Origin of the sequence: Streptomyces sp. NPDC058650 (genome assembly GCF_042717315.1) — a bacterium.
Lineage (GTDB): Bacteria > Actinomycetota > Actinomycetes > Streptomycetales > Streptomycetaceae > Streptomyces.
In genome coordinates, this window is record NZ_JBHXRL010000007.1 from 372,442 (window position 1) to 385,460 (window position 13,019).

Sequence of the window (13,019 nt, forward strand, 5' to 3'; positions counted from 1 at the left end):
CGTCCTCGCCCAGGCGGCCCATGCGCGCCGACGCGCGGCGCAACTACGACCGAATCCTGGCTGCTGCCGGGGCTGCTATTGCCCAGCACGGCACCGAAGCCTCTCTGGAGGAGATCGCCCGGCACGCCGGGGTCGGCTCAGCCACACTGCACCGGCACTTCCCTTCCCGGCAGGCGCTGCTGGAGGCCGTCTTCAAAGACCGGGTTGAGGCCCTGTGCACCAAGGCGCACGACCTGGCCGCCGAGCCCGATCCGGGCGCCGCCCTCGTCATCTGGCTCCACGCCGTCGGCGCACACGCCGTCACCAACAAGGGTCTGGGGGCATCCCTGATGCCCGGCACCGACGCCGGCGATCCGACGTTCGAGGACACCTGCCACACGATGATCGTGAACGCCGGCGGCGAACTACTCGCGCGCGCTCACCAGGCGCACGCCGTGCGCCCCGACGTCACCATCACCCGACTGCTCAAACTCGTCGGAGCCATCGCGCTGGCCACCGAACTCGACAGCGACGGCGCCGCCGAGACCGAACGCCTCCTGACGCTCGTCATCGACGGGGTGTGCCCGCACGGGACAGGGCGGGCGCGATCCTTCGACACGCCAAGCGAGGACTGGTAGCGCATTTCTCTCGCTGGGCGCCCCCTGGGCTCTCGCACCCCTCGCACAGGTCGTGCCGGCGCCACCTCTTCGTAGGCAGCCGCGGCGTCGTCGCATTCGCGTGGTCCTGCATTCGCGCCTCCAGGCCGCGTGCCGGTAGCGCTTCCACGAGTCCGCATGTCGATCTCCCGCAGCACTCCGTCCAGGACCCCGCGGATGCGGCCGGACTCGTGGTCGATGCGTGAGACAACGAACAGGTCCCGGAGGCGTTCGCCGCGCGGGCCGGCCGTAACGACGAGGCGATCGGGGAGTTCACCCGGCTGGTGGCCGAACGAAGCCGTAGGCCGGGGCGCGGCTACTGCACGTTCATGGCTGGGGCTGCGGTTGGGGGCGGGGGCTGGGGCTGGCGCCTTCTGGGGTCACGTTCCGGATTCCTCCAGCCCCGCCAGGGCAATGTCGATCATCCAGTGCATCACGGACTCGGGCAGCGCCGGGTTCATGACGGCATGTCTCCCGAGCTCGCGGTCACGGAGGGCGCGGACCACGTACCGGGCGGGCAGCGCGGGGTGACGGGCCGCCGCGCACCGGACCGCCGCGCTCCCGTCGTCGAGCAGCCGGACCGCCGAGGCCGCCGAGAGCCGGGGGTCGGTGGCGGCCCGCAGCCGGACCTCCCCGTCCTCGTCCCGGCTGAACCGTTCCACCAGATCGGGGGTGGATTCCGGGTCGTCCAGGGCCAGTTGACGCAGGCGCGGATGCGGGTCGGTCGCGTACGGGAGCAGGCCGGTGCGCGGGAAGTTGGGGTGGGTGCGTGGGCGCCCGGGTGAACTGAAGCTGCCGTTCCACCACTGCCAGACCTCCAGGAGCATGTCGGCCGGCGCGTCGTCGCAGGACTCCGCGAGGAAGAGGCGTACGACCCTGTCCTCGTCCCGCGCGAGACGTTCGACGACGTCCGGCGGGAGGTGCCGGGCTCGGGCGACGGTGCAGCGCAGCAGCGGGTGGCAGGAGGCGGCGATCCGGCGCATCGCCTCCGGGTCGGCGTGGAGGTCGCGTACCCAGGGCACGTCGTACCGCATGCCGTCGAGGTCGAGGCCCACCAGGCATTCTGCCCGCTGCGCCTCGGAGAGTTCGGGGTGGACGGATGCCGCCCGGCGTACCGCCTCCCTTTCGTCCGCCGCGAGCGCGGCGAGGACGTCGGGCGGCAGACGGGGGTGGGTGGCGAGGGTCCGCCGTACGTCCTCGTTCTCGTCGCCGGCGAGGAGGGCGAGCACCTCGGGGGGCGCGAGCGGGTCGGCGGCCAGGGCCTGGCGGGTGTGCGGGTCCTCGTGCGCGGCGAGGGCCTGGTAGGAGGCCACGTCCAGCGGGTGGACGGCGTGACACCCCTCGCTGCCGTCGCCGTTGCGTAGGGACGGATCGGCGGCGATCCGTTCGTGGCCGGCCTGCGTCAGGCCACCGCGCGTGGCGGCGGTCGCGGCGAGCAGGGCGCGCCGGGCCGGGCTCTCCTCGCTCAGGATCAGGGCGGTCCACTGTTCCGGGGTCAGGGAGCGCTGGTGCTTGGCGACCTCGGCACGGAGCTGTCGGTCGGGGTGGGCGATCGCCGCGTCGAGGACGGCGGCGGAGAGCGTGCGGTGCGGGACGTAGCCGGCTCCCAGGTCGAGCAGCCGGATCAGCACCTCGTCGCTCGCGGCGTCGTTGAAGCCCAGCCAATCCACCCACGTCCCCCACAGCCGCCTCGTGGGCCGGAGCCGGGCGCCGCGCAGTCCCTCCCACGCGGCCTCGCGCTCCTCAGCGGACTCCCGTGCGGCCGCCCGCGCTTCCCCCTCGCGCCGCTCCCGGACCCCCACGACGGCGACGAGCCAGACCTCGTACTCCTCGCAGGTCACACCCAGCAGTGCGTCCCCGTCCACGGAGAGGGTGACGAACTCGGGCTGTCCTGGACGGTCACCGAGGACGCCCGCGAGGTCCCAGGCGGGGGCGAGGCGGACCCTGGCCCAGGCGTCGTCGTCCCCGACGTGGATGAGGAACTCGCCCTTCTCGTCGATGACTCCGTGCTCGCGCGCGAGACGGTGCCACTGGGTGTTGAGTGCGGCGACGAGGTCCGGCCGGTCGTCGCGGACGGTGGCGGTCGGCACGGTCTCGTACGAGGCGACGCGCCGCCAGGCGGCCGCGGGTGCAAGGACGTTCTCCGCGCCCCACTGCCCCACGACCTCCAGGCCGGCCCGGCCCAGCAGTGCGACCAGTTCCGCCCTCGTACGTCCTCGCCTCGGCCTCATGGGTGCCATCCTGCCCGAGCGCGCGGGTGTGACGCCGGGGCGGGGGCGGCCCCGCGCCCGTACCCCTGCCTCACGTCACACCACCGTCCCCCACCACGCCCCGGCACGCGCGGCGTCCGCCGCCGGGTGGTCGGCCGCGCCGTCGTGGAGGGCGAGCCGGGAGACGATGCGGTAGCGGTCGCCCCGGTACACCGAGTGGATGGCTGTGTAGACCACAACCGAGAGCATGTGTCGTCGGATTCCAAGACCACTTCCCGATCACGGCCGTGTGCGATGTCGGTGAGAAGTAGCAGCGCCTGAGCGAGGCTCCGCTCACCGACGGCTCGGCGCGGCAGGCTCTCCGCCGCTACCGCCGGCACCGCGCGTGCCCTGGAACGGAGATCCAGGTGGCTCACCGGCACCGCCTCCGTATGATCCCCGCATGTCCTGGATACGCCGCCGCCCGCGCACCACCGAGCCCCCCGAGGGCCGACTGCCCGATCTCGACTTCCTCTCCTTGATCCGCGACGCCCTGGAGGAGGTCGCCCCCGGCTGTACGGCGGGCGCCGAACTCAAGGGCAACTCGCTGGAAAGCCCGCACGGTTGGGCCGTCGCCGTCGGACCGGCGGGGCACGGGGACGACTGGCACTACGACCTGATCGCCTTCCCGGACGTGAGCATCCAGCCCGACGTGCCCTGCTTCGTGGACTGCGTCGTGGTCGTCACCACTGCGCGCGACGCAGCCGGCCTCTGGGCCCGTTCGGCAGGCGCCTGCCTGCTCGAGCTGCTCTACGAGCAGGAGGAGCTCGCCGAGCACTGGGGCCCCGATGATGAGCAGGGTGTGCCGGGGTGGCGGTCCATCAGCTCGGGCGTGCTGGCCTACGGGCTCTCCGACCGGGAGAACCTCCGCCTCCAAAACGCGCTGCTGGAGGCGGACGTGCTCCGCGAGATCGCCCACACCTTCACTGCCGACCTGGAGTCGCCCCGGTTCAACGGTGTCCGGGTCTTCTACGGCGGTGCCCCAGGCGCCGTGGAAGCCGAGGTGCGGGTCAACGGCGAGCGACACGAGACCGCCTCCGCAGCGCTGGCCGCGCTCGGCCTGCCCGAGCCGACAGTCTTCACCGTCGCGCGGTCCTTCACGCTGGTGCTGCCCGTCGGCTCCGGCCAGGAGCGGCAGGACCACGGGGCCGGCGGGTGCGGGTGCGACTGCGGCGGCACCTTGGACCCGGAGCACCCCGGCTTTGCCCACCCTCTCCCCCACCTGATCGCCGAACTCTCCCCGGCCGAGCGGGCGGAGCGGGTCACCGCCGATACGGGCGCAGTGATGGTCGCTCAAGGTGTCGGCAACTTCCTCAAGGTCCGGCTGCCGATCCGCCTCGACGACGGCCGCACCGTGGTCCACCTGGCCTGGGTGCGCCTGGCCGCCGAGGTGATCGAGGACTACACCCGCCGGGTGCACGACGGCGCCTTGGAGGGTCACCGCTTCGAGGGCCTGTTCGGCAACGCCATCGAGCCGTGGGGCGAGGAGCTGCTCCAGGCACCCGTCCTCCTCGGCGGGCAGCGGGAGGCGGCGGACGGCTCGATCCGGCCCAGCGAGGTTCTCGACTCCGAGCACCCGCTGCTGGCCCGGATCCTGCGCGAGAGCTGGCCGGCCGCGTTCGTACTCGGCGACCGCAACCCCGGGCCGTTCCGCTCCTGATCACCGCCAGGTGCCCCAGCCAGTGCACCGTGGCGACGTCCACCCGTCGGTGCGCAGGATGGTGATGGCGGTGCAGTGGGCGCGTATACGGCGGCGAACCAGGCGCACTGCTCGGGCTGCATCCTGCACTGCGACGAGCCCGGTAGTCCCCGGTGCGGCATCCGCCCGCCCGCGGCAGCACCCGAGCCCAGAGCGACCGACTGGCCCGAGCACTGTGCACCTTGCCTACCAGAGAACCCGCCTGAACAATCCGACCTGCACACGAGACCGGGAGGCGCAAGTACCGACGCGCTTCCAGGACTCGGCAACACGGATCCTGGCACCGGCGGACCGCTCTCGGCGCTGACCGACAAGCGCTGCTGGCTCTCGGCGACAAAGCCAGAGTGGACGAATTCGACGGTACGGCCCGCTGGGGCGAAGGTGAGGCGTTCGATCAGCAGGGCGGGCGAGAGGACGGGGACGCGGCAGGCCGTCCCTTCCTGGTTGGCGGCCCAGGCGTCGGCGACCTGGCCGAGGTCGCTGAGCTTGTCGGGATTGATGCGCAGCGCGGGTGCTGCGGTCGGCCGCGGTCGGCGTCGGGTCACCACTGGGCGATGAGCGGCGCCTCCGGTTCGTGCTGCCGCCAGGCTTCGGTGAGGCGGACGAGGCGGGTGGGGGCGGAGATGCCGCGCACGGTCGCGATCCTGCCGCCTGCGATGTCGAACGTCACGGCGCCGATGATCTGATCGCCGAGGACGAACAGGATGGCGGGGGCGCCGTTGACGACGGCGTAGTGGATGGCCGGTGTGCCGCCTGCCAGTCGCCGCTTCGCGGGTGTGGGCTTGAAGCCGGCCCGTACGACGGCGGCGATGCGCTGCGGAGTGTCGTACCGCAGCAGCTTCTCGGCCAGGCCGCCTGCGCCGTCCGAGATCGCGGTCGCGTCATCGGTGAGCAGCGCCACCAGCCGCTCGGTGCGACCCGAGGCGGCCGCGGCGAGGAATTCCTCGACGATCCTGCGGGCGGACGCCGGGTCGACTTCGCCGTCGCCGCGGCGCGCGGTGGTGATGCGGCGCCGGGCCCGGTGGAGGTGCTGCTGGCTCGCGGATTCGGTGATGTCGAGGATCTCGGCGATCTCGGCGTGGCTGTAGGAGAACGCTTCGCGCAGGACGTAGACGGCCCGCTCCAGGGGGGACAGGCGCTCCATGAGTGTCAGCAAGGCCAGGGAGACCGATTCGCGCTGCTCGAACGTGTCGGCCGGGCCGAGCAACGCGTCTCCGTCGAGGAGCGGTTCGGGCATCCAGGCGCCGGCGGTACGCTCGCGGCGGGCCTGTGCCGAGCGGAGCCGGTCCAGGCACAGGTTGGTGACGACCTTGGTCAGCCATGCCTCCGGCACCTTGATTAGCTGCCGGTCCGCGGCCTGCCAGTGCAGGAACGCGTCCTGCACCGCGTCTTCGGCGTCGACGGCGGAGCCCAGCAGTCGGTACGCCAGCGAGGCCAGCCGGTTCCGGCCGGCCTCGAACCGGCTGGTGTCGAATCGATCAGTGGCGGTGCTGTCCATGCGGACCACCCTAAGTGGTGTGGCGGAAGGCTCGCCTCGGAGGGTTTTCCCTGTGGGGGTGGGGTGTTGCGCGCCGATTCGGTGGGGGGAGAGAGGTCGGTCGTGCCTGAGCCGGCGGGTGCTGTGGGGGTCAGACCGTCGCGTGCGTGGCCGGTTGCGCGGCCGTGTCTTGGACGGTGGCGGCGGGGCGGTGGCGCAGGTTGCCGGCCAGGCACAGCACCAGACCGAGCGTGAGCCACGTCGCCAGGACGGTGGCGGAGTGGGTGGCGCCGTGGCCGTCGAAGAAGCCTGTGGAGCGCAGCAGTTGGCCGCCGGCCCCGGGCGGTAGCAGTTGGCCGAGGGTGCCGGACCGGCCGGGCAGCATCTCGGGTGCGGTCGCGGTGCCCGACAGGGGGTTGCCGATGAGCATCATGGTGGCGGCGCCGAGGCCGAAGCCGACGTACCCGAGCAGTGACTCGAGACCGAGGATGGTCAGGGCGATGGCCGCGATGGTCAGGGCGACGGCCCCGGTGTTGGCGGCGAACGAGCCGTCGAGCGAGCCGAACCAGAACTGCAGGATCGCCGCCACGGCCAGTCCGCCGGTGACGGCGAAGGCGAGCGCTCCGGTGACGCGGCGGGCGCTGCCGCGGACGAGCCTGGTCAGCAGCAGGGCGGCGATCAGGCCGCCCATGACCAACGGCAGGGCCCCGGCGGCCAGTCCGGCGCCGCGCGGGTCGTCGGCCGGCAGCGGGGCGAGGTCGCGGGTGGCGTCCGCGGTGCCGGTTCCCTGCGCCTGGCCGAGGCCGGCCGCGATGCTGTTCAGGGTCTGGGCGACGGCGGCACTTCCGGCGGATGCGGTGATGACCTGTGGGGTGCCGGAGCTGAGGTCGATCGCCCCGTACACCTCGCGGTCGCGGATCAGCTGTTCGGCGGCGGCGGTGTCGGCGACCTCGGTGACCTCGAAGCCGTCGGGAAGGCGTTGGTCGAGGACGGACGTGATCCGCTTGACGGCGGGGGCGGGGCCGGCGACGGCGATCGGCACATCGTGCACCGATGAGCGTACCGACGGCCAGGCGAAGGCGGTGAGCAGCAGGCTGACGCTCACCGTGAGCAAGGCGACTGCCCTGGCCACGGTCGGCCAGGGGGAGGGCGACGCGTTGCCTGGGGGCGCGACCTGAGGGGACATTCCTTACTCCTTCAGAGGAGGGAGTTCTTCGCCGGGTGAGCGGGGCTCCGGGCTCGACGCGGGTCGGTTCTTTCCGGATTGCGGACGCAGCGGAAGCCGCTGATGCGGGCCTTCTCGACACGGACTGCCAGGACGGGCGGGGGCTGAGGGCCGTTTGCCGTTTGCCGTTTGCCGTTCGCCGTTCGCCGTTCGCCACGGTGGATTCGCCGGTGGCCACGGCGTCGAGTGGCGCAAGATCGTGAAGCGCGACCTGGCGGCTACGCGGCCGTCTTCTCGGCAGCGGACGTCTTCGGCACGGTGGCCAGGTGGTGCTTGCGCTTGGGCAGGCCGAAAGTCGGGTGCGAGGTGGCCCACAGCGACATCCAGACGATGGCTGCCTTGATCCGGGCCGCCTTCCGGCCGCCCATGTACTTCGGCTTCGCCTGCCCTTCGTCGTCGACCATCTGCAGGATCCCGTCCCGCCGCCCGAGGCTGATGTGGTTGCCCAGGTACTCCAGCGTGGTGCTCGCGATCTTGCTGCCGGTCAGGCGCCCGACGATCGCGTCCACGGCCTGCCGGCCGGTGTAGCCGGCCGAGGCGCAGGACATCGGCAGCGGACGGCCGTTGTCGCCGATGACGTAGCCGCTGTCGCCGACGGCGTAGACGTTCGGGTGCGAGACCGACCGCATGGTGCGATCGACCACGATCCGACCGTTTTCAGTGACCTCGAACCCGCCGGCGGTGGCGATGGAGCTGACCGCGAACCCGGCCGTCCACACGGTCGCGTCGGCCGCCAGGGCGGTGCCGTCGGCACACAGCACCCGCGTCGCTTCGACGGCTTCGACGCCGGTGTGCTCCAGGACGGTGACGCCCAGCCGGTCGCAGACCTGACGCAGGTGGCCGCGGCCTCCGGCGGAGAGCTGGGCGCCCAGCTCTCCGCGGGCGACCAGCGCCACCGACAGGCCGGGTCGGGATTCGGCGATCTCGGTGGCGGTCTCGATGCCGGTCAACCCGTCGCCGACGACCAGCACATTCACGCCTTCGCCCCGCTTCTCCATGCTGTCCAGGCGCTCGCGCAGGCGCAGCGCGGAGGGCCGGGCGGCGACGTCGAAGGCGTGCTGGGCCACGCCGGGGACGCCGCGGTCGTCACCGTGGCTGCCGAGCGCGTACACGAGCGTGTCGTAACCGAGTTCGCCGCCGCCGTCGGCGTCGGCCACAGTGACGACCTGGCGGTCTGGGTCGACGGCGGTGACACGGGCCAGGCGCAGCCGTATCTCCGTGCCCGCGAAGACGTCGGCGAGCTGGGGAGCCTCGATCTCCTGACCGGCCGCGAGCTGGTGCAGCCGCAGCCGCTGGACGAAGTCCGGCTCGGCGTTGACCACGGTGACCTCGGTGTCCGCCGGGGACAGCCGGCGGGCCAGGGTCCCGGCCGCGTAGGCCCCGGCGTAGCCGGCGCCGAGGACGACGATGCGGTGCTTCATGGTGTTGCTCCTGTCGGTTCGCTTGGCTCTCGGTGACTTGAGCGGAGCAGCGCCTCGATTCCTGACAGGCACCAGATGTGATGTGGGTCACATTCATCTTGGGTGGTTCGCACGACCGCGATGTCGGCCCGGGTCATCAGCGGGTGGACGGTGGCGAGTGACGGCGGGCCCGTACGAGTAACTACCGAGCGCTTGGCCACGCCGCGGACAAGAGATCATCATGTGGGGATGCCTGAGAACCCATCCTCTGCAGCACCGGCCGTAGTACGGCTTCCTCGGTACACGAAAGCGGAGCAGGAAGAGATTCTCGGCGGCGGTGACGATCCCTTCGGCGTTGCCGCGGCCGGCTTGACCTGGCTGCCCAAGGACGAGCACTTCGGTGTCAGGTACGGCGAGCGGCTTGTGGCCCACGCTGGCCTGCTACGGCTGCCTGTTGCGATCGGCACCACCGAGACGGAGGTGGTGGGCGTCGGCGGAGTGGCCGTCGCACCCGACATGCGAGGTCATGGTCTGGCTCGGCTCGTCGTCGCAGCGGCACTCGACCACGCGCGCACGATGGGTCCCCACCATGCGCTCCTGTTCTGTCGGCCTCCCCTCGTGCCGCTGTACCGGCGCCTCGGGTGGCATCCGCTCGACCAGGACGTACGCGTCGAACAGCCCGGGACCCGCGTGGTGACCATGCCGCTGCGGACCATGGTGACGCCCCTGCGTGACGACGCGTACTGGCCTGCGGAGCCTGTGCGACTCCTCTCCCTCCCGATGTGACGGCCCCCCGCACGACCCGAACCGGCGCTAGGACTTGTCCGGCCGATCATGTGACTACTCCGCTCCCGAGTCGTTGATGTGGACATGGGGCGGGGCGACCTGACGGATGCCGAGTGGGAACGGCTGCGGCCGTTCCTGCCAGTCAGCAACGGGCGTTGTGGCCGGTGGCGGGATCATCGGCAGGTGATTGACGGGATTCTGCACCGGGCGCGGACCGGGGTTCAGTGGCGTGACCTGCCCGAACGATTTGGCCCTTGGAAGACGGTCTACGAGCGCCACCGCCTGTGGTCGGGCGACGGCACCTGGGAACGTCTGCTTCAGCAGGTCCAGGCCGCAGCCGATGCCGCAGGCGAGCTCGACTGGGACGTCTCGGTGGACTCCACCATCGTCCGCGCGCATCAGCATGCGGCTGGCGCCCGCACCGTTCCACCGCCGGAACCTGCCTCAAAGGGGGCCGACGAGGTGGAACACCAGGACGAGGCACTGTGGCAGAGTCTCGTCGGCCGCCTGGTGGAGGTGGTGCTGGAGGTGAGGGTCTGGGCCGCTCGCGCGGCGGGTTCACCAGCAAGCTCCACCTGAGCGCGGACGGGCGTTGCCGCCCGCTGTCCCTGCTCGTCACTCCAGGTCAGCGGGCGGACTGCACCCAGTTCACGTTGGTGTTGGAGAAGATCCGAGTGCCCAGACCTGGTCTGGGACGGCCGCGCAAGAAGCCAGGCAGCCTCGCGGCCGACAAGGCTTACAGCAACGGCCCCATCCGCGAGTACCTGCGACGACGGGGAATCCGCCACACCATCCCGGAGAAGACCGACAGCCAGATCGCGCGTCTACGTAAAGGCTCACGCGGCGGACGGCCACCCGGCTTCGACGAGGACCGCTACAAGAAGCGCAACACCGTCGAACGGGCGATCAACCGCCTGAAACAGTCCCGGGCGGTCGCGACTCGCTACGACAAGCGCGGATACGTCTTCCTCGGCACCGCCACCGCGGCGGCCGTCGCGATCTGGCTCCGAACATGAACTCCTACGCGACCCAGCAGTAGACGCCCTGGCCCTGACGTCGGGCGCTGCTGACGAGAGCAGCCAAATCACCCACGATCGCGTCGGCGATCTCCGTGTCGAAGACCTCGCCGTCCTCCGCACGCAGCTGAGCCCACGAGGCAGCGATGTCACGCAACCTGGAGTGCTCGGCGTTCGCGAGTGCAGCGGACAGGCGAGGCGAGATCGCGAAGACGACGCACCCGTCGGCGTCATGGCCGGCGACGATGCGAGGTTCTCCGGCTTCGACCAGTTCCTCGTAGCTGCCGCCGGCCATAAGACATTCCCACTCGATCACGGCCTCTTCGGGATCGAAGTTGCCGAAGGACAGCGACTCGAATGCCTGTCCCGGCCCGGTCTGGAGGGACAGACCTGCTGACGTGTCGTCCGGCGCCACGAAGAACTTGACGATGATGCTCACCCGGGCATCATGCCCGACTGCCCACGACGATGATCGGCCGGACATGTCCTGGTCGGTCGGGTGTCATGATCACTCAGCGGCCTCGCATCCTGGCACGCCAACCGGCGGCCCGGGCCGCACCGCGACAGCGGACTGAAAGAAGGGAACTGGCATGCGCAGACTCGTCCACTACATCGCCACCACTCTCGATGGCTTCATCGCGGGCCCGGACGGCGCGGACCCCACGGGTCCGAGCGGCTTCTGGCCCATACCGGAGGACTACATCCAGCACCTCGTGGCCGAGTACCCGGAGACGCTGCCCGTCCATGTCCGGCAAGCACTGTCCGTCACGGCAGAGGGCACGCACTTCGACACCGTGCTCGAGGGGCGGCGCAGCTACGAGATCGGTCTTGCGGCCGGAATCACAGACGCCTACCCCCACCTGCGTCACCTGGTATTTTCCCGGACCCTGACCGAGAGCCCGGACCCGGCTGTTGAACTGGTCGCCGACGACCCGGTGGCGACCGTACGGGAGCTCAAGCAGCAGGACGGCAAGGACATCTGGCTGATCGGCGGCGCCGAGCTGGCGGGCTCCCTGTACGCCGAGATCGATACGCTGATCCTCAAGATCGGCCCGCTGACCATTGGCGACGGGATCCCGCTGTTCTCCCGCAAGGCTGCTTTCGATCCGCGCACTTGGACGCTCGCCGACCACACCGTCCTCAAGGGCGGCGCGGTGTTCCTCACCTACACGCGCGTTAACGGCTGATCGCGGCTCGTGCAGGTGGTTCTCGGGCGTACGCGCGGCGCGCTCCCCTTGCGCGGTACGGCCGACGCCGCCGCTCGTTAGACGCCGTATTCCTCTCGATCATGGATGCGGTTCTGACCGGACATCGGGCCTTGGCTGATCTCCGGTCGCGGAGCGCATGAATACGGGGCCTCCGGTGCAGCACGGGGGATGTTGAGTCCAGCCCGTGCGTCCGGAGGCCCCAGATGTCGCAGGTGTACGCGGTTACGTCCCTGGAGTTCAACTCGGCGCGCTCGGCGTGCGATTGCCTCGCTCATCGGTTGGGGAACGCGGCCGATCAGCCGGAGGGGCCCCGGTCTACAACTCGGATATGACGGATGCCCAGTGGGCGGCGGTCCGTGATGAGATGCCGACACCGGGCTGGCTGGAGGGGTAAGGCGGCTGGCCGGAGCTTGACTGCTCTCGTCAGCAGCGTCCGGCGCCAGAGCATCGTCAAATGACGGTTGATCTACAGCGTTGGCGGGGCTAGGGTCTTCGACGACATCGCGTGTCGGTCACCGGCTGGGTGAGGCATGGAGGTGTCAGGACATGCCTTCGGAGGCATTCCTTGCCAGTTGAGTTGAACCACACGATCGTCCATGCCCGGGACAACCGGGAGTCCGCTGAGTTCTTCGCGGAACTGCTCGATCTCGAGATCACCACCGAGTGGGGCCCGTTCATCGCAGTGGGTCTGGGAAACGGTGTCACACTGGACTTCGCCACAGTCCCCGCCGAGAGCATCACGCCGCAGCACTACGCCTTCTTGATCTCCGAGGAAGAGTTCGACGCGGCGTACGCGCGGATCCGACAGCGCGGCACGGAGCACTACGCCGATCCCCAGCGCAAGCAGCCCGGTGCGGTCAACCACAACGACGGTGGCCGCGGCGTGTACTTCATGGACCCGGCGGGCCACGCCATGGAACTCATTACCGTGCCGTACGGCGGCTGGACCTCGTAACTACGCCCACGGGGTCAGTGCGTCGCAGCATCTCCATCTCGTCGTCGGAGAAGTCGGCCGGGTCGGTGTCCAGGCGCCAGAGGCATCGCGTACAAGGGGGAGTGCCGGTACTCCCGTGGCTCGCCGGTGGGCAGGCTCTGCTCCCGGCGTAGCGGGCCGCCCGGTCCGTAGGGTTCGCTGATCACGTCGGCGATCATGGCCCGGCAGGTGCCCGGGAGGGAACCTAGTGCCGCGTCAGGCAACCTTCGCCCTGTCGCGACGCCCGGCACGCGCCCTCCTTGCCCGCCATCGGGCAGGAGGGGCCCTGAACGCCGCTCCTTGACGGGCGAAGGTTGCCTGACGCGGCACTAGCGCTCCCTACATCCGCCC

Annotated in this window: 12 protein-coding genes; 6 read left to right on the forward strand and 6 right to left on the reverse strand. The window is 70.7% G+C overall.

The features are described 5' to 3' along the window. Window positions 1-20 precede the first annotated feature (20 nt). Window positions 21-617, forward strand: a complete 597-nt coding sequence (locus tag ACFWWU_RS15960) for a TetR/AcrR family transcriptional regulator (protein WP_384144862.1) — start codon at window positions 21-23, stop codon at window positions 615-617. A gap of 398 nt (window positions 618-1,015) precedes the next feature. Here ACFWWU_RS15960 and ACFWWU_RS15965 read toward each other — a convergent pair whose 3' ends face one another. Together ACFWWU_RS15965 and ACFWWU_RS15970 are read right to left on the reverse strand one after the other, a co-directional pair. Next, window positions 1,016-2,866: a PE-PGRS family protein gene (locus ACFWWU_RS15965; RefSeq protein ID WP_384144866.1), complete on the reverse strand. Its 1,851-nt coding sequence runs from the start codon at window positions 2,864-2,866 to the stop codon at window positions 1,016-1,018. 75 nt (window positions 2,867-2,941) lie between these two features. Then, window positions 2,942-3,082, reverse strand: coding sequence for a hypothetical protein (locus ACFWWU_RS15970; protein ID WP_384144869.1), 141 nt, complete (start codon window positions 3,080-3,082; stop codon window positions 2,942-2,944). A 205-nt stretch (window positions 3,083-3,287) separates the two neighbouring features. Between ACFWWU_RS15970 and ACFWWU_RS15975 the strand changes: the two genes are divergently transcribed. Further along, a complete protein-coding gene (locus ACFWWU_RS15975; protein ID WP_384144872.1) occupies window positions 3,288-4,544 on the forward strand; it encodes a DUF6348 family protein in 1,257 nt (418 codons plus the stop codon). Window positions 4,545-5,124: 580 nt separating this feature from the next. Here the strand turns inward: ACFWWU_RS15975 and ACFWWU_RS15980 are convergent. From ACFWWU_RS15980 to ACFWWU_RS15990, 3 genes are all read right to left on the reverse strand, one after another. Next, entirely contained in the window at window positions 5,125-6,081 is a 957-nt protein-coding gene (locus ACFWWU_RS15980; protein ID WP_384144875.1) for a sigma-70 family RNA polymerase sigma factor, read from the reverse strand. A 130-nt stretch (window positions 6,082-6,211) separates the two neighbouring features. Beyond that, window positions 6,212-7,246 carry a hypothetical protein gene (locus tag ACFWWU_RS15985; RefSeq protein ID WP_384144877.1) on the reverse strand — a complete coding sequence of 345 codons (1,035 nt, stop codon included), beginning with the start codon at window positions 7,244-7,246 and terminating at the stop codon, window positions 6,212-6,214. Between the two features lie 257 nt (window positions 7,247-7,503). Further along, window positions 7,504-8,706 carry an NAD(P)/FAD-dependent oxidoreductase gene (locus ACFWWU_RS15990; RefSeq protein WP_384144880.1) on the reverse strand — a complete coding sequence of 401 codons (1,203 nt, stop codon included), beginning with the start codon at window positions 8,704-8,706 and terminating at the stop codon, window positions 7,504-7,506. Window positions 8,707-8,934: 228 nt separating this feature from the next. Here ACFWWU_RS15990 and ACFWWU_RS15995 point away from each other — a divergent pair, with 228 nt between their 5' ends. Together ACFWWU_RS15995 and ACFWWU_RS16000 are read left to right on the forward strand one after the other, a co-directional pair. After that, window positions 8,935-9,471, forward strand: coding sequence for a GNAT family N-acetyltransferase (locus ACFWWU_RS15995; RefSeq protein ID WP_384144884.1), 537 nt, complete (start codon window positions 8,935-8,937; stop codon window positions 9,469-9,471). 84 nt (window positions 9,472-9,555) lie between these two features. Continuing rightward, a protein-coding gene (locus ACFWWU_RS16000; protein ID WP_384144887.1) for an IS5 family transposase occupies window positions 9,556-10,487 on the forward strand; the annotation gives its coding sequence in 2 pieces (ribosomal slippage) (window positions 9,556-9,888 and window positions 9,891-10,487; 930 coding nt in all). 4 nt (window positions 10,488-10,491) lie between these two features. On the opposite strand, the gene ACFWWU_RS16005 is transcribed toward ACFWWU_RS16000, so the two are convergent. Next, entirely contained in the window at window positions 10,492-10,926 is a 435-nt protein-coding gene (locus ACFWWU_RS16005; RefSeq protein WP_384144890.1) for a hypothetical protein, read from the reverse strand. A gap of 151 nt (window positions 10,927-11,077) precedes the next feature. Between ACFWWU_RS16005 and ACFWWU_RS16010 the strand changes: the two genes are divergently transcribed. Then, window positions 11,078-11,674 (forward strand): dihydrofolate reductase family protein, encoded by a 597-nt coding sequence (locus tag ACFWWU_RS16010; protein ID WP_384144893.1) that lies wholly within the window; start codon window positions 11,078-11,080, stop codon window positions 11,672-11,674. A gap of 586 nt (window positions 11,675-12,260) precedes the next feature. Beyond that, on the forward strand, window positions 12,261-12,650 hold the full coding sequence (locus ACFWWU_RS16015) for a VOC family protein (protein ID WP_384144896.1): 390 nt from the start codon (window positions 12,261-12,263) through the stop codon (window positions 12,648-12,650). Window positions 12,651-13,019: the final 369 nt, after the last annotated feature.

Excerpts from the sequence above, each read along its gene's own strand:
- ACFWWU_RS15985 (WP_384144877.1), bottom strand. The coding sequence starts at position 7,246 with ATGTCCCCTCAGGTCGCGCCCCCAGGCAACGCGTCGCCCTCCCCCTGG.
- ACFWWU_RS15960 (WP_384144862.1), top strand. The coding sequence starts at position 21 with ATGCGCGCCGACGCGCGGCGCAACTACGACCGAATCCTGGCTGCTGCC.
- ACFWWU_RS15995 (WP_384144884.1), top strand. The coding sequence starts at position 8,935 with ATGCCTGAGAACCCATCCTCTGCAGCACCGGCCGTAGTACGGCTTCCT.
- ACFWWU_RS16010 (WP_384144893.1), top strand. The coding sequence starts at position 11,078 with ATGCGCAGACTCGTCCACTACATCGCCACCACTCTCGATGGCTTCATC.
- ACFWWU_RS15990 (WP_384144880.1), bottom strand. The coding sequence starts at position 8,706 with ATGAAGCACCGCATCGTCGTCCTCGGCGCCGGCTACGCCGGGGCCTAC.
- ACFWWU_RS15980 (WP_384144875.1), bottom strand. The coding sequence starts at position 6,081 with ATGGACAGCACCGCCACTGATCGATTCGACACCAGCCGGTTCGAGGCC.
- ACFWWU_RS15965 (WP_384144866.1), bottom strand. The coding sequence starts at position 2,866 with ATGAGGCCGAGGCGAGGACGTACGAGGGCGGAACTGGTCGCACTGCTG.
- ACFWWU_RS15975 (WP_384144872.1), top strand. The coding sequence starts at position 3,288 with ATGTCCTGGATACGCCGCCGCCCGCGCACCACCGAGCCCCCCGAGGGC.